We start from the raw sequence: 24,559 nt of genomic DNA, 5'->3' as shown, positions 1-24,559 counted from the left end.
GCATTATCGATAATGGCGGCGGCGTTCCGCAGAGGACGCAGCCTTTCATCCAAAGATCCCCGATGTCCCTGCTCGATCGCCGCCAGGCGGTGGTGGTTTTCCTCGCTTTCGCGTTCGCCTATTTCTTTGCCGCCGTGCTGCGCGCGATCACGGCCACGCTGTCGCCGGTGCTCACGGCGGAGTTCGGCCTCGACGCCGGCGACCTCGGCCTGCTGGCCGGCGGCTACTTCCTCGGCTTCGCGCTCATCCAGCTGCCGCTGGGCACCTGGCTGGACCGGCATGGTCCGCGCAAGGTGAACGTTCCCTTCGTCGGCCTCGCCGTCGCCGGCTGCGCGGCCTTCGCACTGGCCACGAACTTCGGCTGGCTGCTGGCCGCCCGCGTGCTGTGCGGCCTCGGCGTCGCCTCCTGCCTGATGGCGCCGCTCACCGGCTTCCGCCGCTGGTTCACGCCGGGCGTGCAGCTGCGCACCAACTCCTGGATGCTCATGACCGGATCGCTGGGCATGGTGGCCTCCACGCTGCCCGTCCAGTGGCTGCTGCCGGTGGTGGGGTGGCGGCCGCTGTTCTGGTGCCTGGCCGTGCTGCTGGCGCTGTCGATGGCCCTTATCGGCTGGAAGGTGCCGGAATGGTCGACCGAGGACGCGACGCGTGGCCCGCCCGGCAGCTACGGCCCGGTCTGGCGCCACCCTTATTTCTGGCAGATGGCGCCCATCGGCTTCTTCAGCTACGGCGGCATGATCGCCGTGCAGTCGCTGTGGGCCGGCCCCTGGCTGGCGCGCGTCGCCGGCTACACGCCCGATGCCGCGGCGCTGGGCCTGTTCACCATCAACGTGTGCATGCTCGTCACCTTCTGGTGCTGGGGCATGGTGAACCCCTGGCTGCAGCGGCGCGGCTTCGTCACCGACCGCCTGATCGCCTGGGGCCTGCCTCTGAGCTTCGTGGCCGTCGGCGCGCTGATCGCCCTCGGCCCCGCGGCCGGCCCGGCGGTGCTGGCCTTGTTCTGCACGACCAGCACCTTCGTCTCCCTGGCGCAACCGGCCGTCGGCATGGTGTTCCCGGCCCGGCTGGCCGGCCGGGCGCTCTCGGCCTACAACCTGGTGATCTTCGTCGGGGTGTTCGTGGTCCAGTGGGGCATCGGCCTGCTCGTGGACGCATTCCGGCGGGCCGGCTGGACGGAGGCGGACGCCTTCCGCGGCGCCTTCGGTGTCTTCCTCGCCACGAGTGTCCTGTCCTACGCGTGGTTCCTGTGGAGCAGAAGCCATAATCGGCTTCCAAGCCCATGAACGCCATCCTGCTGATCGCCCATGCGCCGCTGGCCAACGCCTTGCGGCAGTGCGCGCTGCACGTGTTCCCCGATTGCGGCAACACGCTGATGGCGATCGACGTGCAGCCCAATCTCTCGCCCGACGAGACCCTGGGGTCCGCGCGCATCGCCCTGGACCAGCTCTCCCGCCTGCCGCAGGTCACGGGGGTGCTGGTGCTGACGGACATCTTCGGCGCCACGCCCAGCAACGTGGCCCAGAAACTGGTCGACGGCGTGAGTTCGCGCCTCATCACCGGCGTGAACCTGCCCATGCTGCTGCGCGCCGTGACGTACAAGCACGAGCCGCTGGACACGCTGGTGTCGCGCGCGGTCGTGGGGGGGACGCAGGGCGTGATGCAGGTGGCGATCAGCGCGCCGCAGAACCAGGCCCGACGGAACCATGATCAAGAAAAACACGACCATCAGCAATAAGCTGGGCCTGCATGCACGCGCCTCCGCCAAGCTCACCAAGCTGGCCGGCAGCTTTCCCTGCGAAGTCTGGGTCAGCCGCGGCGAACGCCGCGTCAACGCCAAGAGCATCATGGGCGTGATGATGCTCGCCGCCGGCGTCGGCACCGACGTGACGCTGGAGACGGACGGCGAACGGGAAGCCGAGGCGATGGACGCGCTGCTGGCGCTGATCGCGGACAAGTTCGGGGAAGGCGAGTGACCTTCAGCGTTCATGGCATCGCGGTCGCCCGTGGCATCGCCATCGGGCGGGCGGTCGTCATGGGGTCGGGCCGGGCCGACGTCGTCCACTACTTCATCACGCCGGCGCAGGTCGAGGCCGAGATCGAACGCATCCGCGCCGGCCGCAACGCGGTGATCGACGAGATCCACCGGCTGCAGCAGACCATCGTGGCCATGGGGCCGAAGGAAGCGCCGCACGAACTCACCGCGCTGCTGGACGTGCACCTGATGCTGCTGCAGGACGAGGACCTGATCACCGGCATCAAGCACTGGATCACGGACCGCCTGTACAACGCCGAATGGGCGCTCATCACGCAGCTCGAAGTGCTGTCGCGCCAGTTCGACGACATGGAGGACGAGTACCTGCGCGAGCGCAAGGCCGACCTCGAGCAGGTGGCCGAGCGCATCCTGCGCTACATGAAGGGCATGGGCTCGCCGGTCGCGCAGCCGCCGGCGCCCAAGCGCAAGACCCAGCAGGACCTGCTGCTCGACGACAGCATCGACGTGCCGCTGGTGATGGTCGCCCACGACCTCTCGCCCGCGGACATGCTGCAGTTCAAGCAGAGCGTGTTCGCCGGCTTCGTCACGGACGTGGGGGGCAAGACCTCCCACACGGCCATCGTCGCGCGCAGCCTGGACATCCCGGCGGTCGTCGGCGCCCGCGGCGCCAGCAACCTGGTGCGGCAGGACGACTGGGTCATCATCGACGGCGATGGCGGCGTGATGATCGTCGACCCGTCACCCATCATCCTGGCGGAGTACGGCTTCAAGCAGCGGCAGGCCGAGCTGGAACGCAGCCGCCTTTCGCGCCTGCGCCACACGCCGGCCGTCACGCTGGACGGCCAGAAGGTGGAACTGCTCGCCAACATCGAGCTGCCCGACGACGCCGACGGCGCGCTGCAGGCCGGCGCGGTCGGCGTGGGCCTGTTCCGCAGCGAATTCCTGTTCATGGGCCGCAAGGGCAACATGCCCGACGAGGAAGAACAGTACTTCGCCTACCGGCGCGCGATCGAGGGCATGCAGGGCATGCCGGTGACCATCCGCACCCTGGACGTGGGCGCCGACAAGCAGCTGGATGAAGGCCACCGCGACGCCGCGCACCTGAACCCGGCCCTGGGCCTGCGCGCGATCCGCTGGAGCCTGGCGGAGCCCGAGATGTTCCGCACCCAGCTGCGCGCCATCCTGCGTGCGGCCGCGCATGGGCGGGTGAACATGCTCATCCCGATGATCGCGCACGCGACCGAGATCCGGCAGACGCTGTCGCTGATCGACTTCGCGCGGGCGGAGCTGGACAACCGCGGCATGGCCTACGGCGAAGTGCCGGTGGGCGCAATGATCGAGATCCCCGCGGCGGCGCTGTCCTTGCGCACCTTCCTGAAGTACTTCGACTTCCTGTCCATCGGCACCAACGACCTGATCCAGTACACGCTGGCGATCGACCGCTCGGACGAATCGGTCGCGCATCTCTACGACCCGTGCCACCCCGCCGTGCTGCGCCTGGTCGCCGACACCATCGCCGAGTGCCGCCGCCAGGGCAAGCCGGTCAGCGTCTGCGGCGAGATGGCGGGCGACACGCAGTTCACCCGCCTGCTGCTGGGGCTGGGGCTGCGCAGCTTCTCCATGCACCCGGCGCAGATCCTCGCGGTCAAGCAGGAAGTGTTGCGCGCCGATGCGGGCCGGCTGGAAGCCTGGGCCCGGGGCGTCGTCGACGCGGAGGACCCGGCGCTGGCGCTGGGGGCTTAGCGCGCCCGTGTTCCCAGCACGGCGGCGCCGATGATCAGCGCCGCCGACACCGCGATGCTCGCCGTCGGCGCACGGCCGGTCACCAGCATCAGCAGCGCCGTGGAAACGAGCGGCGTGATGTAGCTCAGGATGCCGATGTGGCGCGCGTCGCCGCCCTTGAGCGCCTTGTCCCAGAGGAAGAAGGCGGCGCCCAGCGGCCCCAGTCCCATCACGGCCACCAGCAGCCAGTCGCGGGCGGACAGCTGCGGCGAGGTTTCCAGCAGCGCGTGGCAGGCCAGCGAGAGCAGGCCGGAGACCAGGCCGAACAGGCCGATCGCCGCCGTGGGGAAGGTCGCGACCCGCCGCGTCCACAGCGAGTAGCTGGCCCAGATGAAGGCGGCGCCGAGCGCGGGCAGGTAGCCCCAGGACCAGCTGGCGCTGACGCCCCCCGCACCCAGGATCGCGACGGCCGCACCCGCGAACCCGGCCAGGGCGGCCAGCACGTGCGCCGGCTTCAGGTGCAGGTCCCGCAGGAACACCGGCGCCAGCACCACGATGAACAGCGGCCAGAGGTAGTTCACCAGGTTGGCCTCCACCGCAGGCGCCAGGCGCAGCGCGATGAACAGGAGGAAGTGGTAGCCGAACAGGCCGTAGACGCCCAGTGCCAGCGTGCGCGGCGGCACGCGCCATTGCCGTGCGAGCGGCCAGGCGGGGATGCTGCCGATCACGAGCGCGAGGCCGGTGAGGAGGAAGGGCGGCACGTGCTTCAGGGCCACGCCCAGCGAGGCCAGGGAGGCCCAGAGCGCGATCGCGCCCAGGGCGTAGGCGTTGGGGTGGAGCCTCAAGCGCCCACGGGGACGCCGGCGGCGTGCGCCTGCTGGTCCGCGTGGTACGAGCTGCGCACCATCGCGCCCACCGCCGCGTGCGTGAAGCCCATGTCGCGGGCTTTCTCCTCGAACATCCTGAAGGTGTCCGGGTGCACGTAGCGGCGCACCGGCAGGTGCGAGGTCGAAGGCGCGAGGTACTGGCCGATCGTGAGCATGTCGATGTCGTGCGCGCGCATCTGGCGCATGACTTCCAGGATCTCGTCGTCCGTTTCGCCCAGACCGACCATCAGGCCGCTCTTGGTCGGCACGGCGGGGTGGAGCGCCTTGAACTTCTTCAGCAGGTTGAGGCTGAACTGGAAGTCGGAGCCCGGCCGCGCTTCCTTGTACAGGCGCGGGATCGTTTCCAGGTTGTGGTTCATCACGTCCGGCGGCGCCGCCTTGAGGATTTCCAGCGCGCGGTCGTCGCGGCCGCGGAAGTCCGGCACCAGCACCTCGATGGTGGTCTGCGGCGACAGCTCGCGCGTCTTGCGGATGCACTCCACGAAATGGCCGGCACCGCCGTCGCGCAGGTCGTCGCGGTCCACCGACGTGATCACCACGTACTTGAGTTTCAGCGCGGCGATGGTGCGGGCCAGGTTCTCCGGCTCGTTGGCGTCCAGCGGGTCGGGCCGGCCGTGGCCGACATCGCAGAACGGGCAGCGCCGCGTGCACTTGTCGCCCATGATCATGAAGGTCGCCGTGCCCTTGCCGAAGCACTCGCCGATGTTGGGGCAGGACGCTTCCTCGCACACCGTGTGCAGCTTGTGCTCGCGCAGGATCTGCTTGATCTCGTAGAAGCGCGAGCTGGCGGAACCGGCCTTCACCCGGATCCACTCCGGCTTCTTCAGGATCTCGCCGGCCTCCACCTTCACCGGGATGCGCGAGAGCTTGGCGGCGGCCTTCTGCTTGGCCGTGGCCTGGTAGGTCTCGACGGACTGCGCCTCGCGCACGACGGGGTTGGAGCTCATGGGGTCCTTTGGTGGCTCAAGGGGCCAGCAGGGCCTGGAGCTTGTGGCCCAGGCGACCGGCGGCCTCGTTCCAGGGGGTGGAGACCCCGATTGTAGAAAGGTCGACCGTGCGCAGTCCGGCGTAGCCGCAGGGGTTGATCCGATCGAAGGGTTGCAGGTCCATGGCCACGTTGAGGGCCAGGCCGTGGTAGGTGCGGTGGCGGCTGACCTTGATGCCGAGGGCGGCGATCTTGCCCAGGCCCGTGAAATCCACGTCGGGCGTGCGCCCATCCCGGCCGTCCCCCGGCGGGGGAGGGGGAAGACGGGCATGGGAGAACGGGTCGTCCAGCCGGACATAGATCCCCGGTGCGCCTCGGACGCGGTGCCCGGTCACCCCGTAGTCGGAGAGCGTGCGGATCACCGCTTCTTCCAGCCGGTAGACGTATTCCTTGACGAAGTAGCCGGCCCGCTGCAGGTCCAGCAGCGGGTACGCGACCACCTGCCCCGGGCCGTGGTACGTGACCTGCCCGCCGCGGTTGGTGGCAACGACCGGGATCTCCCCGGGGGCCAGCACGTGGTCGGCCTTGCCCGCCAGCCCCTGCGTGAACACCGGCGGGTGTTCGCACAGCCAGAGTTCGTCGGGCGTGTCGGGGGTGCGGCCTTCCGTGAAGGCCGCCATGGCCTGGTACGTGGGAAGGTAGTCCACCTGCCCCAGCACCTTCAGGAACATCTCAGAGCACGACCTTCACCATCGGGTGCGAGGTCAGCGCCCGGTACAGGTCGTCCAGTTGCTCGCGGCTGGTGGCGGTGACCGTGACCGTGATGCCCAGGTAGTTGCCCTGGCTGCTGTTGCGCAGTTCCACCGTGGACGCGTCGAAGCTGGGGTCGAAGCGCCTCGCGATCTCCGTGACCGCGTGCACGAATCCCTCCGCCTTGGCTCCCATCACCTTGATGGGGAACTGGGACGGATACTGGATCAGCGAATCCTTGCGCGGATCCACGGCGGCGGTCTTGGGCGGAAAGATGGAAGCGGACATTCAGGCGGATTGGCGTTTGGCTTGCTGGTAGCCGGAAAACAGCTTGTCGTAGATAGGGCCCGGCTTGCCGTTTGCAACTGGCTTTCCGTCCAGCGAGGTGCAGGGCAGGATCTCCTTGGTCGCCGAGGACAGCAGGATCTCGTCCGCCGCCAGCACCTCGTCGCGCGAGACGCGGCGCAGCTCGAAGGGGATGCCTTGCGCCTGGCACAGCTCTTCCAGCAGCCCGTAGCGTATGCCTTCGAGCACCAGGTTGTCCTTCGGCGGACCGAGCACCACGCCGTCCTTCACCACCCACACGTTGGAGGCAGCCGCCTCGCTCAGGAAGCCATCGCGGAACATGATGGTCTCGTTGCCGCCGACGTCCGCGCTCATCTGGCGCGACAGCACCGCCGCGGCCAGGCTGGTGCTCTTGATGTGCGCCTTCTTCCAGCGGAAGTCGTCCGCCGTCACGCACATCACGCCCTTGCTGCGCTCTTCGGCCGTGTAGATGTACAGGCGGTTCACCATGGCGAAGACCGTGGGCGCCAGGTCCGGCGGCATCACGTGGTCGCGCCAGGCCACGCCCCGCGTGATCTGCAGGTACACCAGCTGGTTGGTGTCCTCGGGCTTGCGGTCCACCTGCTTCGCGTAGGCGGCCACGAGCTGGTCGACGAGCTGGCGCCACGCCTTGCGGTCCATGGGGTTGGGGATGCGCATCTCGCGCAGGCTACGGTCCAGCCGGTCCATGTGTTCCTGGAAGCGGAAGGGCCGTCCTTCGTACGCGGGCACGACCTCGTACACGCCGTCGCCGAAGATGAAGCCCCGGTCGAGCACGCTGACCTTGGCGTCGCGCGTGTTGCTGAATTCACCGTCGAGGTAGCAGGGCAGGGCTGGGATGTCGCTCATGCCGCCATTGTCACTGCTTCGCTGCCGCGCCGGGCGGGCCCGCCGGCCACCACGTCCCGCCGATGGGCAGCAGGAAGAAGTCCTCTTCCTTCACGCCTTGCGCGGCACGTGCGATGGCCAGGTCGCGCGGGGGCTGGTCCAGCGCTTCGTCGGTGAGGGCGAAGGTGCCCCAGTGGATGCCCAGGCTGCGGCGCGCGGCCAGGTCCTGGTGCGCCTGCACGGCTTCGGCCGGGTTCATGTGCTGGGCCGACATGAACCACCGGGGCTCGTAGGCGCCTATGGCCAGCAGGGCCAGGTCGAACAGCGTGCCGTCGCGCATGCGTGCCGCCAGCTTCTCGCGGGTCTGCTGGAACAAGGCGCTGTAGCCGGTGTCGCCGGAGAAGTACCAGCGCAGGTCCGGCGCGAACACGGCCCAGCCACCCCACAGGGTGCGGTTGCGGTCGCCGAGCCCGCGCGCGGACCAGTGCTGCACCGGCACCAGCTGGAAATCCACGCCCGCGTGGTGGTGCAGCTGCCACCAGTCCAGCTCGACCACGTGGGTGATGCCGAGTCCGGCGAACCAGGCCTTCAGGCCCAGCGGCGCCAGGAACAGGGTGCGGCCCTGCCCGCGCCGGTCGAGCTCGCGCACGCTCTCTTCGTCCAGGTGGTCGTAGTGGTTGTGCGAGATCAGCACCACGTCGATCGCGGGCAGCTCGGCCATCGGGACGCCCGGCGGCTGCGCGCGTGCGGGGCCGGCGAACGGCACCGGCGAGGCGCGCTCGCTGAACACCGGGTCGGTCAGCACGTTCAGGCCCCCGCTTTGCACGAGCACGGTGGCATGGCCGATCCAGGTGGCGGAGGGCACCGGTGCCGTCGCCGGCGCTGCCACGCGGCGCAGCGGATCGGTGTTGGCGCGCAGCAGGCGCGACTGCGGTGCCGTGACCGGCGTGGCCTCCCGCGGCGGCGGCGGCAGGCCGTCGCGCCAGGCGTCCAATTTCCAGCGCAGCAAGGACCCCAGCGGCCTGGGGGCCGCGGCGCCATCGGGCATCCGGAAACCGTCCGCGGTGTGGTGCGCATGGGCCGGGTCCTCGCCGTGGTGGGCCTGCACGGCGAGCACGCACGCCAGGGTCGCGGCGACCAACAGCGCGCGCTTCAGCGCCACAGCAGCACCGCCGCGATCGCCAGCCAGCCCAGTCCCAGGTTCAGCTTCACCAGCAACGCGATCTGGTTCATGCGCCGGCCGCCTTCGGGCCAGTCCTGCGCGGCGACCGCGCGCTGCGCCCGCCGCCACGGTGAAAAGAAGATGTGGCCGAACACCAGCATCATCACGACGCCGAGGCCCGCCATGACGTGCCAGCCGCGCGGCGCCTGCGCCCCGTCCGCCTGCAGCAACAGGGGCAGGCCGGTGGCGAGCAGCACGGCGATGCTCAGGGCGACCACCACGAAGAAGCGCCGCAGCACCAGCACCATCAGCGGCAGGCGCTGCGGCGGCTGCAATTGCGCATGCAGCACGGGGCGCAGGGCGAGCACCACGAAGGCCATTCCCCCCATCCAGAAGATCGCGGCGGCCAGGTGCAGGAACACGAGCAGGTTGCGCATGCGCACTCCGATGCAAATCGCCGATTGTGCGGGGGTCCGTGCGAGCGCGTAAGACACGCCCGTGTGCGGGGACTGGCGGACCGCTGTGGGTTTCTACTTATAATGGGAGGCTTTCCAAAATTTCAGGGCCGACAGCGGCAGCCAATGCCAACAAGAAGAATCGCCCCGCTGCCTGAAGAGCCGGAAGAGGCCTCCCCCGTCCAGCCGCTGAGCGCCGAACAGGCGCGCCGCGTGCGCGAGCAGAACCCGCCCCTTTCACCGTGGCGGGTCGTGGCGGGGCAGGCCGCAGTGGGGCTGGCGGCATCGCTGCTGGCCTGGGGGCTCACCGGAAAGCAAAACGTTGGTTGGTCGGTTGGGTATGGGGCCTTGGCCGTGCTGGTGCCCGCGGCGGTGTTCGCGCGGGGCCTGACCGGCAGGTTTGCATCCCTCAACGCGGGAACGGCGGCTGCCGGTTTCCTCGTGTGGGAGATGATCAAGATCGCCTTGACGCTCGCGATGCTGTTCGTGGCGCCGAGGCTGGTGACGGGGCTGAGCTGGCCGGCATTGCTGGTCGGCCTGGTGCTCGCGATGAAGGTTTACTGGGTTGCGCTGGCGTTCGCGCCGCGTCCGAAGACGAAATCGAGCTGAAAGAAACATGGCTGCAGAAAGCGCTGCCGCGGGGCACGGTCCGACCGCGGGTGAATACATCGTTCACCACCTGACGTTCTGGCAGAACAAGAAGCCGGACAACGTCGTCGATTTCTCCGTCTTCAACTGGGACTCCCTGTTCTGGGCGACCCTGCTGGGCGTGCTCACGTGCTTCTTCCTGTGGAAGGCGGCGCGCAAGGCCACCCCCGGCGTGCCCGGGCGCTTCCAGGCGGCCGTGGAAATCCTGGTCGAAATGGTGGACGCGCAGGCCAAGGGCATCGTGCACAACGCCACCAGCCGCAAGTTCGTCGCGCCGCTGGCGCTCACCGTGTTCATCTGGATCTTCATGATGAACGCGATGGACCTGTTCCCGGTCGACCTGTTCCCGTACATCTGGCAGAAGATCTTCGGCGCCGCCGGGCACGACCCGGAGCACGCCTACATGCGCGTGGTTCCCACCGCCGACCTGTCCATGACCATGGGCCTGTCGATCTCGGTGCTGCTGGTCTGCCTGTTCTACAACGTGAAGATCAAGGGCCTGGGCGGCTGGGTGCACGAGCTGTTCACCGCTCCCTTCGGCGCGCACCCGCTGCTGTGGCCGTTCAACTTCCTGATGCAGGTCATCGAGTTCATCGCCAAGACCGTCTCGCACGGCATGCGGTTGTTCGGCAACATGTACGCCGGCGAACTGATCTTCCTGCTGATCGCCCTCATGGGCGGCGCCTTCTCGCTGACGGCCACCGGCATCGGCCTGGCCATCGGCCACATCATCGCGGGCTCCGCCTGGGCGATCTTCCACATCCTGATCATCACCCTGCAGGCCTTCGTGTTCATGATGCTGACCCTCGTGTACGTGGGCCAGGCACACGACGCGCACTGAACCAGGCCGCGCCGCCCGCGGGTGGCGCGGACACCCTTTCCTTTTCCTTTTCTCGTCAACCACCAAAAGTCCTAGGAGTAGAAACAATGGAACAAGTCATCAGCTTCGTCGCACTCGCGTCCGGCCTGATCATCGGCCTGGGTGCCATCGGCGCCTGCATCGGCATCGGCGTCATGGGCAGCAAGTACCTCGAATCGGCTGCCCGCCAGCCCGAACTGATGAACGAGCTGCAGACCAAGATGTTCCTGCTGGCCGGCCTGATCGACGCGGCGTTCATCATCGGCACGGGTATCGCGCTGTGGTTCGCCACCGCCAACCCCTTCCTCGGCCAGCTGGCCAAGTAAGCCCGGCATCCTGTCGCCAACCTATTCCCGCTACCGCATGAACGTGCGGGAGCAAGGATGACAAAGTGAGCATCACCGGTACCCTCATCATTCAGATCATCGTCTTCCTGATCCTGGTCGGGTTCACGATGAAGTTCGTGTGGCCGCCGATCGCGGCAGCGCTCGACGAGCGCGCCCACAAGATCGCGGAAGGCCTGGCTGCCGCCGACAAGGCGAAGGCCGAGCTGAGCGCCGCCGACAAGAAGGTGGAGCTGGAACTGGCCAGGACGCGCACCGAGACGGCCTCCCTGCTGGCCGACGCCGAGCGCCGCGCCCAGGCGATCGTCGAGGAAGCCAAGGGCCGTGCCACGGAGGAGGCCAACAAGATCATCGCCGCTGCCCGTGCCGAGGCCGAGCAGCAGACGGTGAAGGCCCGTGAAGCCCTGCGCGAGCAGGTCGCCGTGCTGGCCGTCAAGGGCGCCGAGCAGATCCTGCGCAAGGAAGTCAATCCCTCCGTGCACTCCGACCTGCTCCAGCGCCTGGCGACCGAGCTGTAAGGGGACAAGCCATGGCCGAACTCGCCACCATCGCCCGTCCTTACGCCGAGGCCCTGTTCCAGTCGTCCAAGAACGACCTGAACGGAACCTCGCAGTGGCTCGAGGCGCTCGCCGCCGTGGCTGGCAATGCCCAGCTGCTGCAGTTCGCGGCCAACCCGAAGATGGGCAGCCAGCAGGTGTTCGACGTCGTCACCGATGTCGCGCGCGTGCAGCTGCCTCCCACGGGCCAGAACTTCCTGCGCACGGTGATCGAGAACGGCCGCCTCGCGGCCGTGCCCCAGGTCGCGCAGCAGTTCCGCGAAATGAAGAACGCCCAGAGCGGCTCTTCCGACGCGGTGGTCTACAGCGCCTTCCCGATCCCCGCCGACCAGCTCGGCGCCGTGGCGCAGGTGCTCGAGAAGCGGTTTGGCCGTAAGCTCAATGTCACCGTGCAGGAGGACCCGTCCCTCATCGGCGGCATTCGCGTGGTGGTCGGCGACGAGGTGCTGGACACCTCGGTCAAGGCCCGCCTGGAACAAATGAAAGTCGCGCTGTCGGCATAAGCCGCAGCTGCCAAGGACGAAGTCATGCAGCTCAATCCCGCTGAAATTTCCGAACTGATCAAGAGCCGGATCGAAGGCCTCGCCGCCAGCGCCGACATCCGCAACCAGGGCACGGTGATCTCCGTGACCGACGGCATCGTGCGCGTGCACGGCCTGTCCGATGCGATGGCCGGCGAAATGCTGGAATTCCCGCCCACCGCCGATGGCGCCCCGACCTTCGGCCTCGCGCTGAACCTCGAGCGCGACTCGGTCGGCGCGGTGATCCTGGGCGAGTACGAGCACATCTCCGAAGGCGACACCGTCAAGTGCACGGGCCGCATTCTCGAAGTGCCCGTCGGCCCGGAACTGATCGGCCGCGTCGTGAACGCCCTGGGCCAGCCGATCGACGGCAAGGGCCCGATCAACGCCCGCATGACGGACGTGATCGAGAAGGTCGCCCCGGGCGTGATCGCCCGCAAGTCGGTGGACCAGCCGGTGCAGACCGGCCTGAAGGCCATCGACTCCATGGTGCCGATCGGCCGCGGCCAGCGCGAACTGATCATCGGCGACCGCCAGACCGGCAAGTCCGCCGTCGCGGTCGACACGATCATCAACCAGAAGGGTCAGAACATGACCTGCGTGTACGTCGCCATCGGGCAGAAGGCGTCCACGATCAAGAACATCGTGCGCGCGCTCGAAGCCAACGGCGCGATGGAATACACCATCGTCGTCGCCGCGTCGGCTTCCGAGTCGGCCGCCATGCAGTACGTCTCGGCGTACTCCGGCTGCACGATGGGCGAGTACTTCCGCGACCGCGGCCAGGACGCGCTGATCATCTATGACGACCTGTCCAAGCAGGCCGTCGCCTACCGCCAGGTCTCGCTGCTGCTGCGCCGTCCCCCGGGCCGCGAAGCGTATCCCGGCGACGTGTTCTATCTCCACAGCCGCCTGCTCGAGCGCGCCGCGCGCGTGAACGCCGACTACGTGGAAGCGTTCACCAAGGGCGAGGTCAAGGGCAAGACCGGTTCGCTGACCGCGCTGCCGATCATCGAGACGCAGGCCGGCGACGTGTCCGCGTTCGTGCCGACCAACGTGATCTCGATCACCGACGGCCAGATCTTCCTGGAAACCAACCTGTTCAACGCCGGCATCCGTCCCGCCATCAACGCGGGTATCTCGGTGTCGCGCGTGGGCGGTGCCGCCCAGACCAAGCTGATCAAGAACCTGTCCGGCGGTATCCGTACCGACCTGGCGCAGTACCGTGAGCTCGCCGCGTTCGCGCAGTTCGCTTCCGACCTCGATGCCGCCACGCGCAAGCAGCTCGATCGCGGCGCCCGCGTGACCGAACTGCTCAAGCAGCCGCAGTACAGCCCGCTGCCCATCTCGCTGATGGCCGCATCGCTGTTCGCGGTGAACAAGGGCTACTTCGACGACATCGACGTCAAGAAGGTGCTGGCCTTCGAATCCGGCCTGCATGGCTGGCTGAAGGACAAGCAGGCCGCCCTGCTGAACAAGCTGGAAACCAACCGCGCCATGGACAAGGATTCCGAGGCCGAGCTGGTGAAGGCCATCGAAGCGTTCAAGAAGACCTTCGCTTAACGCCCCGACCAAGGAAGACGGCAATGGCAGCAGGCAAGGAAATCCGCGGCAAGATCAAGTCGGTGGAGAACACCAAGAAGATCACCAAGGCCATGGAGATGGTCGCCGCCTCCAAGATGCGCAAGGCGCAGGACCGGATGCGTTCGGCCCGGCCTTACAGCGACAAGGTTCGCAACATTGCGTCCAACCTCGGCAAGGCCAACCCGGAGTACACGCACGCGTTCATGAAGACGAACGACGTGAAGGCGGCCGGCGTGATCGTGGTCTCGACCGACAAGGGCCTGTGCGGCGGCCTGAACACCAACGTGCTGCGCGCGGTGACGCAGAAGCTGCGCGAACTGCAGGCCGAAGGCGCCAGCGTCCAGACCGTCGCCATCGGCAACAAGGGTCTGGGCTTCCTGAACCGCATCGGCGCGCAGGTCGTGTCGCACGTCACCCAGCTCGGGGACACGCCGCACCTCGAGCGCCTGATCGGGCCGGTGAAGGTGCTGCTGGACCAGTACGCCGAAGGCAAGCTGAGCGCCGTGTACCTCTCGTACACGAGGTTCATCAACACCATGCGGCAAGAACCCGTGGTGGAGCAGCTGCTGCCCTTGTCCGCCGCCAAGATGGAAGCGGACAGCAAGGCCTCGGGTTCGCACGAGCACGGCTGGGACTACATCTACGAGCCGGACGCCAAGACGGTGATCGACGAGCTGCTGCTGCGCTACGTCGAGGCGCTCGTGTACCAGGCGGTGGCCGAGAACATGGCTTCGGAGCAGTCGGCGCGCATGGTGGCCATGAAGGCCGCCACGGACAACGCCGGCAGCCTCATCGGCGAGCTCAAGCTGGTCTACAACAAGACGCGCCAGGCGGCGATCACCAAAGAACTTTCGGAGATCGTGTCGGGTGCCGCCGCCGTTTGACGGCGGCTCCGATGACTCGGTTTAAGTGAATACGGAGAGCAAGCAAACATGGCTCAGAACCAAGGAAAGATCGTTCAGTGCATCGGCGCCGTCGTCGACGTCGAGTTCGCCCGCACTGAAATGCCGCGCGTGTACGACGCGCTGAAGATGGAGGGCTCCGCCCTGACGCTGGAAGTGCAGCAGCAGCTGGGTGACGGCGTGGTGCGCTGCATCGCGCTGGGCTCCACCGACGGCCTGCGCCGCGGGCTGGTGGTGTCCAACACCGGCGCTGCCATCACCGTGCCCGTGGGCAAGGCGACGCTGGGCCGCATCATGGACGTGCTGGGCAACCCGATCGACGAGCGTGGCCCGGTCGACCAGGCGCTGACGGCGCCGATCCACCGCAAGGCCCCGGCGTACGACGAACTGTCGCCCTCGCAGGAGCTGCTGGAAACCGGCATCAAGGTGATCGACCTGATGTGCCCGTTCTCCAAGGGCGGCAAGGTCGGCCTGTTCGGCGGCGCCGGCGTCGGCAAGACCGTGAACATGATGGAGCTGATCAACAACATCGCCAAGGCGCACTCGGGCCTGTCGGTGTTCGCCGGCGTGGGTGAGCGCACCCGCGAGGGCAACGACTTCTATCACGAGATGGCCGAATCCGGCGTCGTGAACCTGGAGAACCTCAGCGAGTCCAAGGTGGCGATGGTCTACGGCCAGATGAACGAGCCCCCGGGCAACCGCCTGCGCGTCGCGCTGACGGGCCTGACGATCGCCGAGTCCTTCCGCGACGAAGGCCGGGACGTGCTGTTCTTCGTGGACAACATCTACCGCTACACGCTGGCCGGCACGGAAGTGTCCGCGCTGCTGGGCCGCATGCCTTCCGCCGTGGGCTACCAGCCGACGCTGGCCGAGGAAATGGGCCGCCTGCAGGAGCGCATCACCTCCACCAAGGTCGGTTCGATCACCTCGATCCAGGCCGTGTACGTGCCCGCGGACGACCTGACCGACCCGTCGCCCGCCACCACCTTCGCCCACCTGGACGCCACCGTGGTGCTGTCGCGCGACATCGCCTCGCTGGGCATCTACCCGGCCATCGACCCGCTGGACTCCACCAGCCGCCAGGTGGACCCGAACGTGGTCGGCGAAGACCACTACGGCACCACCCGCGCCGTGCAGCAGACGCTGCAGCGCTACAAGGAACTGCGCGACATCATCGCGATCCTGGGCATGGACGAACTGGCGCCGGAAGACAAGCTGGCGGTGGCGCGGGCCCGCAAGATCCAGCGTTTCCTCTCGCAGCCCTTCCACGTGGCCGAAGTGTTCACCGGCTCGCCCGGCAAGTACGTGCCGCTGGCCGAAACCATCCGCGGCTTCAAGATGATCCTGGCCGGCGAGTGCGACCACATGCCGGAGCAGTCCTTCTACATGGTCGGCAGCATCGACGAGGCCTTCGAGAAGGCCAAGAAGCTGGCGGCCGCCTAAGCCATGGCAGACGCTGTGCACACCATCCACGTGGACGTGGTCAGCGCCGAGGAGTCCATCTTCTCCGGCGAGGCCCGCTTCGTGGCGCTGCCCGGTGAGGCCGGTGAGCTGGGCATCTATCCCCGCCACACGCCGCTGATCACGCGCGTGAAGCCCGGCTCGGTGCGCATCGAGAAGGCCGACGGCGGCGAGGAGTTCGTCTTCGTCGCCGGCGGCATCCTGGAGGTGCAGCCGAACCGCGTCACCGTCCTGTCCGACACCGCCATCCGCGGCAAGGACCTGGACGAGGAAAAGGCCAACGAGGCGCGCGCCGCCGCCGAAGAGGCACTGAAGAACGCCAAGAGCGACATCGACATCGCCAAGGCGCAGTCCGAGCTGGCCGTCATGGCGGCGCAGATTGCCGCGCTGCAGAAGTACCGGCAGAAGAAGTAAGGTCGAGGGGCGGCTGCGTCCTCCCCCGACCAGGTGACAAGAACGCGCTAAAAACCAGCGCCCTCCGCCCCGTGCCGCAAGTCACGGGGCTTTTTCCTTTCCGGGTTACAAACGAGGGATGGCCGATCCCGCCCATACCCTCCACGTCGACGTCGTCAGCGCGCACGAGTCCATCTACTCGGGCAAGGCGCGTTTCATCGTGCTGCCCGGGGAGTCGGGCGAGCTCGGGATCTACCCGCGCCACACGCCCCTGATCACGCGCGTGCGGCCGGGCGCGGTGCGCATCGAGACGGCCGACGGCGGCGAGGAGTTCGTGTTCATCGCCGGCGGCATCCTCGAAGTGCAGCCGGACCGCGTCACCGTGCTGTCCGACACCGCGATCCGCGGCAAGGACCTCGACGAGGAGAAGGCCAACGAGGCCAGGCGGGCCGCGGAGGAGGCCTTGCGCGATGCGAAGAGCGAGATCGACATCGCCAAGGCGCAATCCGAACTCGCCATCCTGGCCGCCGAGATCGCCGCACTGCGCAAGTACCGCGGACGCAAGTGAGTTCCCGCGGCGGATGTCGATTCCGGCCCCCGCCGCACGACATTGTCCAGGCGTCGCACGGTGCGGCGCCGCGACACGAGGAGCGTTCCATGGAATACATGCTGCTGATCCACAGCGAGACCATCCGCAACGCGGAGGCGGTGCCGGAGGCCGCACGCACGCAGATGCTCGCGGCGTACAAGGCCTACAGCGAAGCGGCCTACCAGGCCGGCATCGTCAAGTCGAGCAACCGGCTGCGCCCGGCCTCCAGCGCGACAGCGGTGCGGGTGCGCGAGGGCAAGACCGAGGTGCACAACGGGCCGTACATCGAGACGCGCGAGGAGCTGGGCGGCTACTACCTGATCGACGTGCCGGACCTGGACGCGGCGCTCGCCTGGGCCGCCCGCTGTCCGGGTGCCGCGCACGGCACGGTCGAAGTGCGGCCGGTGTGGCCCATGGGCGAGTACTGACGGCGTGAGCGACGCCGCCGCCGCGGCGGAGGCCGCCGCGCGCCAGGGCTACGGCAAGCTGGTGGCCTTCCTGGCCGCCCGCTCGCGCAACGTCGCGGCGGCCGAAGACGCGCTGGCGGAAGCGTTCGCCAGCGCGCTGACCGATTGGCCCCGGACGGGAATCCCGCGCAATCCCGAGGCCTGGCTGCTCACGGTGGCGCGCCGGCGGCAGGTCGATGCGCTGCGCACGCGCGGGCACGACGAGGCCGCCGCACGGCACCTGCAACTGCTCGACGAACTGCGGGAGCCGGACGAGGACACCGGCATCCCCGACGAACGCCTGCGGCTGCTGTTCGCATGCACGCACCCGGCGATCGACGCCGGCGTGCGCGCGCCCCTCATGCTGCAGGTGGTGCTGGGCTTCGATGCAGCCGCCATCGCTTCGGCCTTCCTCGTTGCGCCGGCCGCGATGGCGCAGCGCCTCGTGCGTGCCAAGGCGAAGATCCGCGAGGCGGGCATTCCCTTCGAGGTGCCGCCGCGGGCCGCGTGGGCCGAGCGCCTGGAGGCGGTGCTGGCGTCGATCTATGCGGCGTATGCGGAGGGCTGGAACGACGCCGGCGCGGACCCGGCGCGGCGCAACCTCTCGGGCGAGGCGATCTGGCTGGGGCGCGTCCTGGCGCAGATGCTGCCGCAGGAAGCGGAGGTCCTGGGCCTGCTGGCGCTGATGCTGTACGCGCAGGCGCGCCTGAATGCACGGCGCGACGCCAGCGGCGAGTACGTGCCGCTGGCGGAGCAGGACGTGCGGCTGTGGGACGGGCGCCTGATCGACGAAGCCGAGGGCATGCTGCTGAGCGCGAGCCGCCTCGCCGCGCCGGGACGCTACCAGCTGGAAGCCGCGGTGCAGTCGGCGCACAGCGTGCGGCGTCATGGCCATCCGCCCGACCATGCCGCCATCCTCAAGCTCTACGAAGCGCTCCATGCGATCACGCAGTCGCCGGTGGCCGCGCTCAATCGCGCGGTCGCGCTGGCCGAGGTGCAGGGTCCCGGGCCCGCGCTGGAGGCGCTCGACCTGCTCGTCGGCGAGACCAGGCTGCAGGAGTACCAGCCGTTCTGGGCCGCGCGCGCCCACCTGCTCGCACGGTCCGGGCAGCACGCGGCCGCCGCCGCGGCGTACCGCCGCGCGATCGGTCTCGAGCGCGACGAGGCCGTTCGACGCTTCCTCCAGCGACGCGCCTCGGCCGATGCGCGCTGAAAATATTCCGTCGCGTGCCTGCCGCAGCGTGACCGGGCGCTGCCTCTGCAAGTGAATACTTCTGGAACAGATACGCAAGGTGTCGTTGCTTCTGGAAACGCTGCTGCAGGAATCTTTCACGCCGGCTATCGCCACCCGCGAACTGATCGCGCGCCGCTTGCTCCTTGTTTCGGAGCGAGGGGTGCAACAAGTGCGCCACTGAACGCCAAGGAGATGATCACCGCACGGCCACGCGGTTGCGCATCGCCAGCACCGGTTGTTTTCGAATTCTGTAACGCGCCATCGTGGCGTCGATCGTACGGTCGCGCTCGAGAAGGGTGATCGGACCATGTCGGCGATACACGTCATTGCAAACCGGCGGCGAAGTGCTAAACCTTGCGACGCCTCAGGGGGCGAACGCGAATACGTCTGGTTCGTGCCGTTCGTGCCGTCTTGAACGTGGATGCGGACTTGGAGGAGGATCCATGTACTTGTCTCCGCGCGCGTCGGCCGCGGTCCTGCGCGAAGCCGAAAACGCCCGCCGCAACCGGCTCGACATCGTCAAGTCCTTGTCCCACGGCCAGATCTCGCGCCGGGACCTCATCAAGTGGGGGATCTTCACCTCGGCCGGGGTCTTGTCCGCCCAGCACGGCCTGAGCCCCTTCGTCCGAAGTTCCTGGGGCGCCATTCCGACGGGAGTGCCGGCGAGCCCGCTCTTCGGCACCCAGCCGTTCACCTTTCCCATGCTGCGCTTCGACGTCCTGCAGCACACGCTGCCCGGGCAACTCGATCCCCTTCCGATGCGGGAGTCGAACCAGACGAAGCAGGCGGTGCCCGCCATCCTGGGTGGCGGCTATGGTCCGGTGGAAGGGCGGCCGCCCGGGCCGATCTGGGCGCACCAGGGCTGGGACGACCCGCGCTTCGCGCCGAGGGTGGCCTACGAGGTCACGCAGGAAGGGTCCAAGGAGAACGCCAGGGGGGTCTACCGGCCGCAGGTGCCGGCGCGGCTCAACTGCGATTTCGACGACACCGCCAATCCCTGCGAGCCCTACTTTCACAAGGACTTCCCCAACCAGAATGCGGACCGCTTCTGGACCTTCAACGGCACGATCCCGCCCAAGCTGGTGCTGGCGCGCTACGGCGAGCCCATCCTGTTCCGCCACCACAACCGCCTCGACCCCGACAAGACGAAGAACGGCGGCTTCGGCATCCACACGATCTCGACACACGAGCACAACGGGCACCACGGGGCGGAGAACGACGGCTTCACCGGTGCCTTCTTCCATCCGGGGCAGTTCTACGACTACCACTGGCCGATCGTGCTGGCGGGCTTCACCACGATCAACCGGTTCGCGACTGACCCGAAGGCCGGCACGCCGACGGACGACGGCCGCTACGACCTGGTCCCGGGCGACTGGCACGAGACCATGAGCACCCACTGGTTCCACGACCACATGTTCAGCTTCACCGCGCAGAACGTCTACAAGGGCAACGCCGCGATGATGAACATCTACAGCGCGCTGGACCGCGGCAACGAAGCCATCGACGACAACGTGAACCTGCGGCTTCCCAGCGGGACCGCCAGGCCCTGGGGCAACCTGGACTACGACGTCAACCTGATGCTGGCCGACAAGGCCTGGAACGCCGAGGGCCAGATGCACTTCGACATCTTCGACCTCGATGGCTTCCTGGGCGACCAGATGACGGTGAACCTGGCGTGGAAGCCCTTCTTCAACGTGGAGAGGCGCAAGTACCGCTTCCGCATCCTCAATGCCTCGGTCTCGCGCTTCTTCAAGCTGGCGCTCAGCGACGGCTCGCCCATCATCCAGATCGGCAACGACGGCAACCTGCTGCCCAACCCGGTCGTGCTGAGCGAACTCGACGAGATGGGCATCGCGGAGCGCTACGACGTCGTCATCGACTTCTCGCGCTACGACGTGGGGAAGAAGGTGTGGCTGGTCAACCTGGCCGAGCACCAGGACGGCCGGCGGGTGGCGAAGGACCTGAAGCTGTCGGAGGCGCTTTCCGGCCAATCGGACGACCCGTGCGTCGGGCGTTTCCTCGAATTCAGGATCGTGCGTGACCCGCCGACCCCGGACATCAGCCAGGTGCCAAATGTCCTGATCCCGAACCCCGACCTGTCGGCCATCCCCGTCGCGCGCGAGCGGGTGTTCGAGTTCGGCCGGGGGGCCAAGAGGACCACCAACGACGAGATCTCCTCGTTTTTCGGGCCGTGGGGCGTCAAGACGAACGACCAGGACATGCTGGCCGCCGACTTCGGCCGCATTTCCGCCGCGCCGAAGTTCGGCACCCGCGAGATCTGGACCATCAAGAACGGCGGCGGTGGCTGGGACCACCCGATCCACATCCACTTCGAGGAGGGGCAGATCCTGTCGCGCGACGGCAGCGCCGCCAAGGTGCCGCCCTGGGAACGCGGGCGCAAGGACGTGTACCGCGTGCGGCCCGGCGGCAGCCTGAAGATCACCATGCAGTTCCGTGACTGGGGCGGCATGTTCATGGAGCACTGCCACAACACCGTGCACGAGGACAACGCCATGCTGCTGCGGTGGGAAATCAACAGCGCGGGCGGCGCCTTCCTGCGGCCGCTGCCGACACCCATCCCGACGCCGCAAGGCGTGTATTTCAAGCAGCCTACGGAAATCCTCCGGGGCGCGTCGTGACCCGGTGGAGGACATCATGAGCACGAGGAATACAACGGTCGTTCCCGTCCTGCTGGCGTCGGTCCTCGGCGCGGCCACGGGCTTGCTGGACCCCGGGACGGCCGCCGCCCAAGGCACGCCCCCCACTTCCGTGTCCGTGGGGGCGGTCGCGGCTGCGGCTACGGGCACCATCACGCCCGCGCCGGGGAGGACCGCCGCGGTGAAAGGCGTCGCCCAGGGCCCGGCGGGCGATGGCGCGGTGGAGCCCGTCGCCTTCGGCGGGCGGGCCGCCATCAGTGGCCGGGTGGTCCACGACACCACCTTCGGCGCGCCCCCGGTCCTGGAGATCATCGTCGACCTGAGCAGCGTGACCGGCAAAGGCGTGCGCACGGGCCAGCCCTACTCGGTGCAGAGCCAGGCCATCATCCACCGGCCGCTGCAGGCGTTCGACCAGATCGAGGTCGGCTTCTCCTATGCGCCGGCCGGCAACGTGCTGCAGGCGCGTGCGGGCCTCGCCACCTTCGGCGTCTATTACAGCGCCGGCAAGGGACTGACGACCACGCCAGTGCGGATCGTGCCGCATCCGCCGTCCTGATCCCGCGCAGGAGCACACGTGAGGACGACCCACTTGCGGCGTTGGGCAGCCGCGCTCGTGGCTGCGAGCGCAGCTGGCCTCTGGGGTGCGAGCGCGGGCACGCCCTGGGGCGCCGATTACTTTCCCAACGTTCCGCTGACCACGCAGGACGGCCAGACGGTGCGCTTCTACGACGACCTGCTCAAGGGCAAGTCGGTGGCGATCACCCTGTTCTACACGAGCTGCTCGGACGTGTGCCCGCTGGAGACCGCCAACCTCGTGCAGGTGCAGAAGCTGCTGGGCGGGCGCATGGGCAAGGACATCTTCTTCTATTCGATCGCCATCGATCCCTGGGACTCCCCCAGGGAGAACAAGGCGTACGCGCAGAAGTTCGGCGTCGGGCCCGGCTGGCTGTTCCTCTCCGGCAAGGAGGCGGACGTGGCGCTGATCGCGCGCAAGCTGGGCCTGGCCCGCGCCAGCGACCTCGTGAGCAAGGACGGCCACAGCGCCACGCTCATGGTCGGCAACGTCCCCACCGGGATGTGGATGCGCAATTCGGCGATGGACAACCCGCAGTTCCTCGCCACGACCCTGGGCAACTTCCTGGGCTGGAAGAGCGAGAAGCCGGACCCGAGCTATGCCGACGCGCGCCCGCTCGCCATCGACAAGGGGCAGTTCCTGTTCCAGAGCCGCTGCCAGGCGTGCCACACCGTCGGCGGTGGGGATCGCATCGGCCCCGACCTGGCCGGGGTCACGCAGCGGCGCGAACGCAACTGGCTTGCCAGCTACCTCGCGCAACCCGAAGCGATGCTCGCGCGGGGCGACCCCATCGCGACCAGCCTGTTCTGGAAATACAAGCAGGTGCGCATGCCCAACCTGGAGCTGGGCACGGACGACGTCGCCGCGCTCCTGTCCTTCCTGGAGACGCAGTCGCGCTCCAGCACGGGAACGGCGCGCCGCGGCGAATGAGCGGCAGGCGAGGGCTCAGTCGCACAGCGCCTGCATCAGTGCAGGCACTTCCGCCGCGAGTTCCCGCGCGAGATAGCCCACGGTGCCATGGCGCTGCGCGAGCGCGGCGCCCGCGCGTGCGTGCAGCGCCACACCCCAGGCCGCGGCCTGTTCGGGCGCCGCCCCGCGCGCGACCAGGCCGGCGATGACGCCGGCGAGCACGTCACCCGAACCCGAGGTGCCCAGCCCCGGGGCCTGCGACTGATGCAGCCAGAGCTCGCCGTCGGGGCGCGCGATCGCGGTCGTTGCGCCCTTGAGCGCGACGACCGCGTTCCACGCAGCCGCCTGGCGCCGTGCCACTTGCGCGGGCTCTTCCTGCAGCGCTTCCTTGTCGTGTCCCGTGAGGTGCGCCATCTCGCCGCAATGCGGCGTGAGGATCACCGGCTGCGCGAAACGCTCGATGCCCCTGATCGCATCCATCGCGAGCGCGTCGAGCAGCACGGTCGCATCGCGGAACACGGGCAGCAGTGCCTGCACGAAGGCCACCGTGCCTTCGCTGCCCACCATGCCGGGACCGACCACGAGCGAGGGCGTGGCGGACGCAAGGGCCTCCAGCGCGGACAGTCCGGACAAGGCGGGGCTGCCGTCGGTACCCTCCGGCAGCGCGATCACGCGTGCTTCGGGCACCGCACCGGCGACGATGAGCGCCGCGGACTGGGGCGTCGCGATCACCAGCTTGCCCGCGCCCGCGCGCAATGCGGCCGTGCCCGCCAGCACGGCGGCGCCCGGCATCTCGCGGCTGCCGGCGATCACCAGCACGCGCCCACGGCTTTCCTTGTCGCCGTCCTCCTCCACCGCGGGCAAGGCCCAGCGGCGCAGCAGCGCGTCGTCGACGGCGCGCGCCGCCGTGTTCATGGCTTGGCCGCGGCGGGCACGTCCGGCTCCACGGTGACCGGCGCGCCCTCGCGCACCAGCGGCGCGATGAAGTTGACGAGGTCTCCTGCCAGCCGGCCACTGACCGCGTCGCGCCGGTACGAAGTGACCGCGCAGTTGGGAACGTCGCCGAGGCGATCGATGGCCAGGATGGCGGCCTCGTCCAGCTCCTCGATCAGGTAGCGCATGCAGTTGACGATCACCTGGTGGGCGACGACCAGCACGCGCTCGCCGCCGTGCTCGCGCGTGATCATCTCGGTCAGGCTGCGCAGCCGCAGGATGACGTCGCACCAGCTCTCGCCGCCGGGCGGCCGGAAGTAGAACTTGCCGACGTGATTGCGCTGTTCGTTCAGTTCCGGGTACTTCTGGTGGATGCCGTGCCTGGTCAGGCGGTCGAGGATGCCGAACTCCTTCTCGCGCAGGCGCTCGTCCACGCGCAGGCGCATGCCTTCGCCGGTGCGCCACCCGGCCTCCTCCAGGATCAGCCGCGCGGTGTCGCGCGCGCGCACGTAGGGCGAGGCGAGCACCACCTGCGGCCGCTCGTGCTCGGGCAGCTTCGCGAACCAGCGCCCGAGCGCGCGCGACTGCTCCACGCCGAGATCGGACAGGGGCGTGTCGATGTCGCGGAATTCCACGTCGATCAATGCGTGTCCGGCGGCCTCCGCGGCATCACGGGCCACGTTGCCCGCGCTCTGCCCGTGCCGCACGACCCACAGGAGGGCGGGCCACTGTTCCTTCATGTTCTTTGCCTGCGCATGGGGCTGCAGTGTCGCGCGGCGCGGCAGGCGCCGGGTGTTCAGCGATCTTGGCGCGCCGTGTAGGCAAGCGCCTTAAAACGAAAGAGCCAGCTCATCCGTATATGTGTGGCTCATGTGCGGGTCTGACCGGAGAGGGCGGACGGTCGA

28 protein-coding genes are annotated in these 24,559 nt (G+C 68.4%); 19 read left to right on the top strand and 9 right to left on the bottom strand.

Annotated features, from left to right (window positions below; genetic code table 11):
• The first annotated feature begins 62 nt into the window (after nucleotides 1-62).
• From AC3EGR_RS12220 to ptsP, 4 genes are read left to right on the top strand one after another with little or no spacing between them, the layout of a single operon-like run.
• Nucleotides 63-1,283: an MFS transporter gene (locus tag AC3EGR_RS12220; RefSeq protein WP_488546746.1), complete on the top strand. Its 1,221-nt coding sequence runs from the start codon at nucleotides 63-65 to the stop codon at nucleotides 1,281-1,283.
• Nucleotides 1,280-1,735, top strand: a complete 456-nt coding sequence (locus AC3EGR_RS12215; RefSeq protein ID WP_488546745.1) for a PTS sugar transporter subunit IIA — start codon at nucleotides 1,280-1,282, stop codon at nucleotides 1,733-1,735. Before AC3EGR_RS12220 ends, AC3EGR_RS12215 begins: the two co-directional genes overlap by 4 nt.
• The gene (locus tag AC3EGR_RS12210) at nucleotides 1,704-1,973 is read left to right on the top strand and encodes an HPr family phosphocarrier protein (protein WP_488546744.1); all 270 of its coding nucleotides are present in this window, start codon (nucleotides 1,704-1,706) and stop codon (nucleotides 1,971-1,973) included. The genes AC3EGR_RS12215 and AC3EGR_RS12210 overlap by 32 nt, the downstream gene beginning before the upstream one ends.
• On the top strand, nucleotides 1,970-3,736 hold the full coding sequence (gene ptsP / locus AC3EGR_RS12205) for a phosphoenolpyruvate--protein phosphotransferase (protein ID WP_488546743.1): 1,767 nt from the start codon (nucleotides 1,970-1,972) through the stop codon (nucleotides 3,734-3,736). The genes AC3EGR_RS12210 and ptsP overlap by 4 nt, the downstream gene beginning before the upstream one ends.
• Here ptsP and AC3EGR_RS12200 read toward each other — a convergent pair.
• Genes AC3EGR_RS12200 through AC3EGR_RS12170 form a run of 7 tightly spaced genes read right to left on the bottom strand, consistent with a single transcriptional unit; the run spans nucleotide 3,733 to nucleotide 9,028 of the window.
• A complete protein-coding gene (locus AC3EGR_RS12200) occupies nucleotides 3,733-4,560 on the bottom strand; it encodes a DMT family transporter (RefSeq protein ID WP_488546742.1) in 828 nt (275 codons plus the stop codon). The genes ptsP and AC3EGR_RS12200 overlap by 4 nt on opposite strands.
• On the bottom strand, nucleotides 4,557-5,549 hold the full coding sequence (gene lipA / locus AC3EGR_RS12195) for a lipoyl synthase (RefSeq protein WP_488546741.1): 993 nt from the start codon (nucleotides 5,547-5,549) through the stop codon (nucleotides 4,557-4,559). Before lipA ends, AC3EGR_RS12200 begins: the two co-directional genes overlap by 4 nt.
• 16 nt (nucleotides 5,550-5,565) lie before the next feature.
• Nucleotides 5,566-6,258 carry a lipoyl(octanoyl) transferase LipB gene (lipB, locus tag AC3EGR_RS12190; protein WP_488546740.1) on the bottom strand — a complete coding sequence of 231 codons (693 nt, stop codon included), beginning with the start codon at nucleotides 6,256-6,258 and terminating at the stop codon, nucleotides 5,566-5,568.
• Nucleotide 6,259: 1 nt separating this feature from the next.
• Complete coding sequence (locus tag AC3EGR_RS12185) at nucleotides 6,260-6,565, bottom strand: YbeD family protein (RefSeq protein WP_488546739.1); 306 nt, start codon at nucleotides 6,563-6,565, stop codon at nucleotides 6,260-6,262.
• Nucleotides 6,566-7,450, bottom strand: coding sequence for a D-amino acid aminotransferase (locus AC3EGR_RS12180; protein WP_488546738.1), 885 nt, complete (start codon nucleotides 7,448-7,450; stop codon nucleotides 6,566-6,568).
• 10 nt (nucleotides 7,451-7,460) lie between these two features.
• Nucleotides 7,461-8,591, bottom strand: a complete 1,131-nt coding sequence (locus AC3EGR_RS12175; RefSeq protein ID WP_488546737.1) for an MBL fold metallo-hydrolase — start codon at nucleotides 8,589-8,591, stop codon at nucleotides 7,461-7,463.
• Nucleotides 8,582-9,028 (bottom strand): CopD family protein, encoded by a 447-nt coding sequence (locus AC3EGR_RS12170; protein ID WP_488546736.1) that lies wholly within the window; start codon nucleotides 9,026-9,028, stop codon nucleotides 8,582-8,584. The genes AC3EGR_RS12175 and AC3EGR_RS12170 overlap by 10 nt, the downstream gene beginning before the upstream one ends.
• Before the next feature lie 144 nt (nucleotides 9,029-9,172).
• On the opposite strand from AC3EGR_RS12170, the gene AC3EGR_RS12165 reads away from it, so the two are divergent.
• The 15 genes from AC3EGR_RS12165 to AC3EGR_RS12095 all read left to right on the top strand — a co-directional run bounded on the left by AC3EGR_RS12165 (nucleotide 9,173) and on the right by AC3EGR_RS12095 (nucleotide 22,742).
• A complete protein-coding gene (locus AC3EGR_RS12165) occupies nucleotides 9,173-9,655 on the top strand; it encodes an ATP synthase subunit I (RefSeq protein WP_488546735.1) in 483 nt (160 codons plus the stop codon).
• Between the two features lie 7 nt (nucleotides 9,656-9,662).
• Nucleotides 9,663-10,535: a F0F1 ATP synthase subunit A gene (atpB, locus tag AC3EGR_RS12160; protein WP_488546734.1), complete on the top strand. Its 873-nt coding sequence runs from the start codon at nucleotides 9,663-9,665 to the stop codon at nucleotides 10,533-10,535.
• Nucleotides 10,536-10,621: 86 nt separating this feature from the next.
• Nucleotides 10,622-10,879, top strand: a complete 258-nt coding sequence (gene atpE / locus AC3EGR_RS12155) for a F0F1 ATP synthase subunit C (protein ID WP_488546733.1) — start codon at nucleotides 10,622-10,624, stop codon at nucleotides 10,877-10,879.
• A 65-nt stretch (nucleotides 10,880-10,944) separates the two neighbouring features.
• On the top strand, nucleotides 10,945-11,415 hold the full coding sequence (locus tag AC3EGR_RS12150) for a F0F1 ATP synthase subunit B (RefSeq protein ID WP_488546732.1): 471 nt from the start codon (nucleotides 10,945-10,947) through the stop codon (nucleotides 11,413-11,415).
• An 11-nt stretch (nucleotides 11,416-11,426) separates the two neighbouring features.
• On the top strand, nucleotides 11,427-11,957 hold the full coding sequence (locus AC3EGR_RS12145; protein WP_488546731.1) for a F0F1 ATP synthase subunit delta: 531 nt from the start codon (nucleotides 11,427-11,429) through the stop codon (nucleotides 11,955-11,957).
• 24 nt (nucleotides 11,958-11,981) lie between these two features.
• A complete protein-coding gene (atpA, locus tag AC3EGR_RS12140) occupies nucleotides 11,982-13,535 on the top strand; it encodes a F0F1 ATP synthase subunit alpha (RefSeq protein WP_488546730.1) in 1,554 nt (517 codons plus the stop codon).
• A 23-nt stretch (nucleotides 13,536-13,558) separates the two neighbouring features.
• On the top strand, nucleotides 13,559-14,440 hold the full coding sequence (atpG, locus tag AC3EGR_RS12135) for a F0F1 ATP synthase subunit gamma (protein WP_488546729.1): 882 nt from the start codon (nucleotides 13,559-13,561) through the stop codon (nucleotides 14,438-14,440).
• Nucleotides 14,441-14,488: 48 nt separating this feature from the next.
• Entirely contained in the window at nucleotides 14,489-15,901 is a 1,413-nt protein-coding gene (gene atpD, locus AC3EGR_RS12130; protein WP_488546728.1) for a F0F1 ATP synthase subunit beta, read from the top strand.
• A gap of 15 nt (nucleotides 15,902-15,916) precedes the next feature.
• Entirely contained in the window at nucleotides 15,917-16,333 is a 417-nt protein-coding gene (locus AC3EGR_RS12125; protein WP_488546770.1) for a F0F1 ATP synthase subunit epsilon, read from the top strand.
• A 118-nt stretch (nucleotides 16,334-16,451) separates the two neighbouring features.
• Complete coding sequence (locus tag AC3EGR_RS12120) at nucleotides 16,452-16,880, top strand: F0F1 ATP synthase subunit epsilon (RefSeq protein WP_488546727.1); 429 nt, start codon at nucleotides 16,452-16,454, stop codon at nucleotides 16,878-16,880.
• An 89-nt stretch (nucleotides 16,881-16,969) separates the two neighbouring features.
• Nucleotides 16,970-17,329: a YciI family protein gene (locus AC3EGR_RS12115; RefSeq protein ID WP_488546726.1), complete on the top strand. Its 360-nt coding sequence runs from the start codon at nucleotides 16,970-16,972 to the stop codon at nucleotides 17,327-17,329.
• A 4-nt stretch (nucleotides 17,330-17,333) separates the two neighbouring features.
• The gene (locus tag AC3EGR_RS12110) at nucleotides 17,334-18,560 is read left to right on the top strand and encodes an RNA polymerase sigma factor (RefSeq protein ID WP_488546725.1); all 1,227 of its coding nucleotides are present in this window, start codon (nucleotides 17,334-17,336) and stop codon (nucleotides 18,558-18,560) included.
• Nucleotides 18,561-19,024: 464 nt separating this feature from the next.
• Nucleotides 19,025-21,220, top strand: a complete 2,196-nt coding sequence (locus AC3EGR_RS12105) for a multicopper oxidase family protein (RefSeq protein ID WP_488546724.1) — start codon at nucleotides 19,025-19,027, stop codon at nucleotides 21,218-21,220.
• 16 nt (nucleotides 21,221-21,236) lie between these two features.
• A complete protein-coding gene (locus AC3EGR_RS12100; RefSeq protein ID WP_488546723.1) occupies nucleotides 21,237-21,794 on the top strand; it encodes a hypothetical protein in 558 nt (185 codons plus the stop codon).
• An 18-nt stretch (nucleotides 21,795-21,812) separates the two neighbouring features.
• The gene (locus tag AC3EGR_RS12095; protein WP_488546722.1) at nucleotides 21,813-22,742 is read left to right on the top strand and encodes an SCO family protein; all 930 of its coding nucleotides are present in this window, start codon (nucleotides 21,813-21,815) and stop codon (nucleotides 22,740-22,742) included.
• A 15-nt stretch (nucleotides 22,743-22,757) separates the two neighbouring features.
• On the opposite strand, the gene AC3EGR_RS12090 is transcribed toward AC3EGR_RS12095, so the two are convergent.
• Entirely contained in the window at nucleotides 22,758-23,636 is an 879-nt protein-coding gene (locus AC3EGR_RS12090) for an NAD(P)H-hydrate dehydratase (RefSeq protein ID WP_488546721.1), read from the bottom strand.
• The gene (locus AC3EGR_RS12085) at nucleotides 23,633-24,394 is read right to left on the bottom strand and encodes a histidine phosphatase family protein (protein WP_488546720.1); all 762 of its coding nucleotides are present in this window, start codon (nucleotides 24,392-24,394) and stop codon (nucleotides 23,633-23,635) included. Before AC3EGR_RS12085 ends, AC3EGR_RS12090 begins: the two co-directional genes overlap by 4 nt.
• Between the last annotated feature and the right edge of the window lie 165 nt (nucleotides 24,395-24,559).

The organism is Ramlibacter sp. G4-7 (assembly GCF_057784995.1).
The sequence above is the reverse complement of the archived record's forward strand: the minus strand, read 5'-3'. Positions and strand labels throughout refer to the sequence as shown.

Bases quoted from the DNA above. Each gene is read 5' to 3' on its own strand.
- AC3EGR_RS12170 (WP_488546736.1), bottom strand. From the start codon at position 9,028: ATGCGCAACCTGCTCGTGTTCCTGCACCTGGCCGCCGCGATCTTCTGG.
- AC3EGR_RS12145 (WP_488546731.1), top strand. From the start codon at position 11,427: ATGGCCGAACTCGCCACCATCGCCCGTCCTTACGCCGAGGCCCTGTTC.
- atpE (WP_488546733.1), top strand. From the start codon at position 10,622: ATGGAACAAGTCATCAGCTTCGTCGCACTCGCGTCCGGCCTGATCATC.
- AC3EGR_RS12165 (WP_488546735.1), top strand. From the start codon at position 9,173: ATGCCAACAAGAAGAATCGCCCCGCTGCCTGAAGAGCCGGAAGAGGCC.
- AC3EGR_RS12085 (WP_488546720.1), bottom strand. From the start codon at position 24,394: ATGAAGGAACAGTGGCCCGCCCTCCTGTGGGTCGTGCGGCACGGGCAG.
- AC3EGR_RS12185 (WP_488546739.1), bottom strand. From the start codon at position 6,565: ATGTCCGCTTCCATCTTTCCGCCCAAGACCGCCGCCGTGGATCCGCGC.
- lipB (WP_488546740.1), bottom strand. From the start codon at position 6,258: ATGTTCCTGAAGGTGCTGGGGCAGGTGGACTACCTTCCCACGTACCAG.
- atpB (WP_488546734.1), top strand. From the start codon at position 9,663: ATGGCTGCAGAAAGCGCTGCCGCGGGGCACGGTCCGACCGCGGGTGAA.
- AC3EGR_RS12100 (WP_488546723.1), top strand. From the start codon at position 21,237: ATGAGCACGAGGAATACAACGGTCGTTCCCGTCCTGCTGGCGTCGGTC.
- atpG (WP_488546729.1), top strand. From the start codon at position 13,559: ATGGCAGCAGGCAAGGAAATCCGCGGCAAGATCAAGTCGGTGGAGAAC.
- AC3EGR_RS12210 (WP_488546744.1), top strand. From the start codon at position 1,704: ATGATCAAGAAAAACACGACCATCAGCAATAAGCTGGGCCTGCATGCA.
- AC3EGR_RS12090 (WP_488546721.1), bottom strand. From the start codon at position 23,636: ATGAACACGGCGGCGCGCGCCGTCGACGACGCGCTGCTGCGCCGCTGG.
- AC3EGR_RS12215 (WP_488546745.1), top strand. From the start codon at position 1,280: ATGAACGCCATCCTGCTGATCGCCCATGCGCCGCTGGCCAACGCCTTG.
- lipA (WP_488546741.1), bottom strand. From the start codon at position 5,549: ATGAGCTCCAACCCCGTCGTGCGCGAGGCGCAGTCCGTCGAGACCTAC.
- atpD (WP_488546728.1), top strand. From the start codon at position 14,489: ATGGCTCAGAACCAAGGAAAGATCGTTCAGTGCATCGGCGCCGTCGTC.
- AC3EGR_RS12105 (WP_488546724.1), top strand. From the start codon at position 19,025: ATGTACTTGTCTCCGCGCGCGTCGGCCGCGGTCCTGCGCGAAGCCGAA.
- AC3EGR_RS12115 (WP_488546726.1), top strand. From the start codon at position 16,970: ATGGAATACATGCTGCTGATCCACAGCGAGACCATCCGCAACGCGGAG.
- AC3EGR_RS12120 (WP_488546727.1), top strand. From the start codon at position 16,452: ATGGCCGATCCCGCCCATACCCTCCACGTCGACGTCGTCAGCGCGCAC.
- atpA (WP_488546730.1), top strand. From the start codon at position 11,982: ATGCAGCTCAATCCCGCTGAAATTTCCGAACTGATCAAGAGCCGGATC.
- AC3EGR_RS12220 (WP_488546746.1), top strand. From the start codon at position 63: ATGTCCCTGCTCGATCGCCGCCAGGCGGTGGTGGTTTTCCTCGCTTTC.
- AC3EGR_RS12180 (WP_488546738.1), bottom strand. From the start codon at position 7,450: ATGAGCGACATCCCAGCCCTGCCCTGCTACCTCGACGGTGAATTCAGC.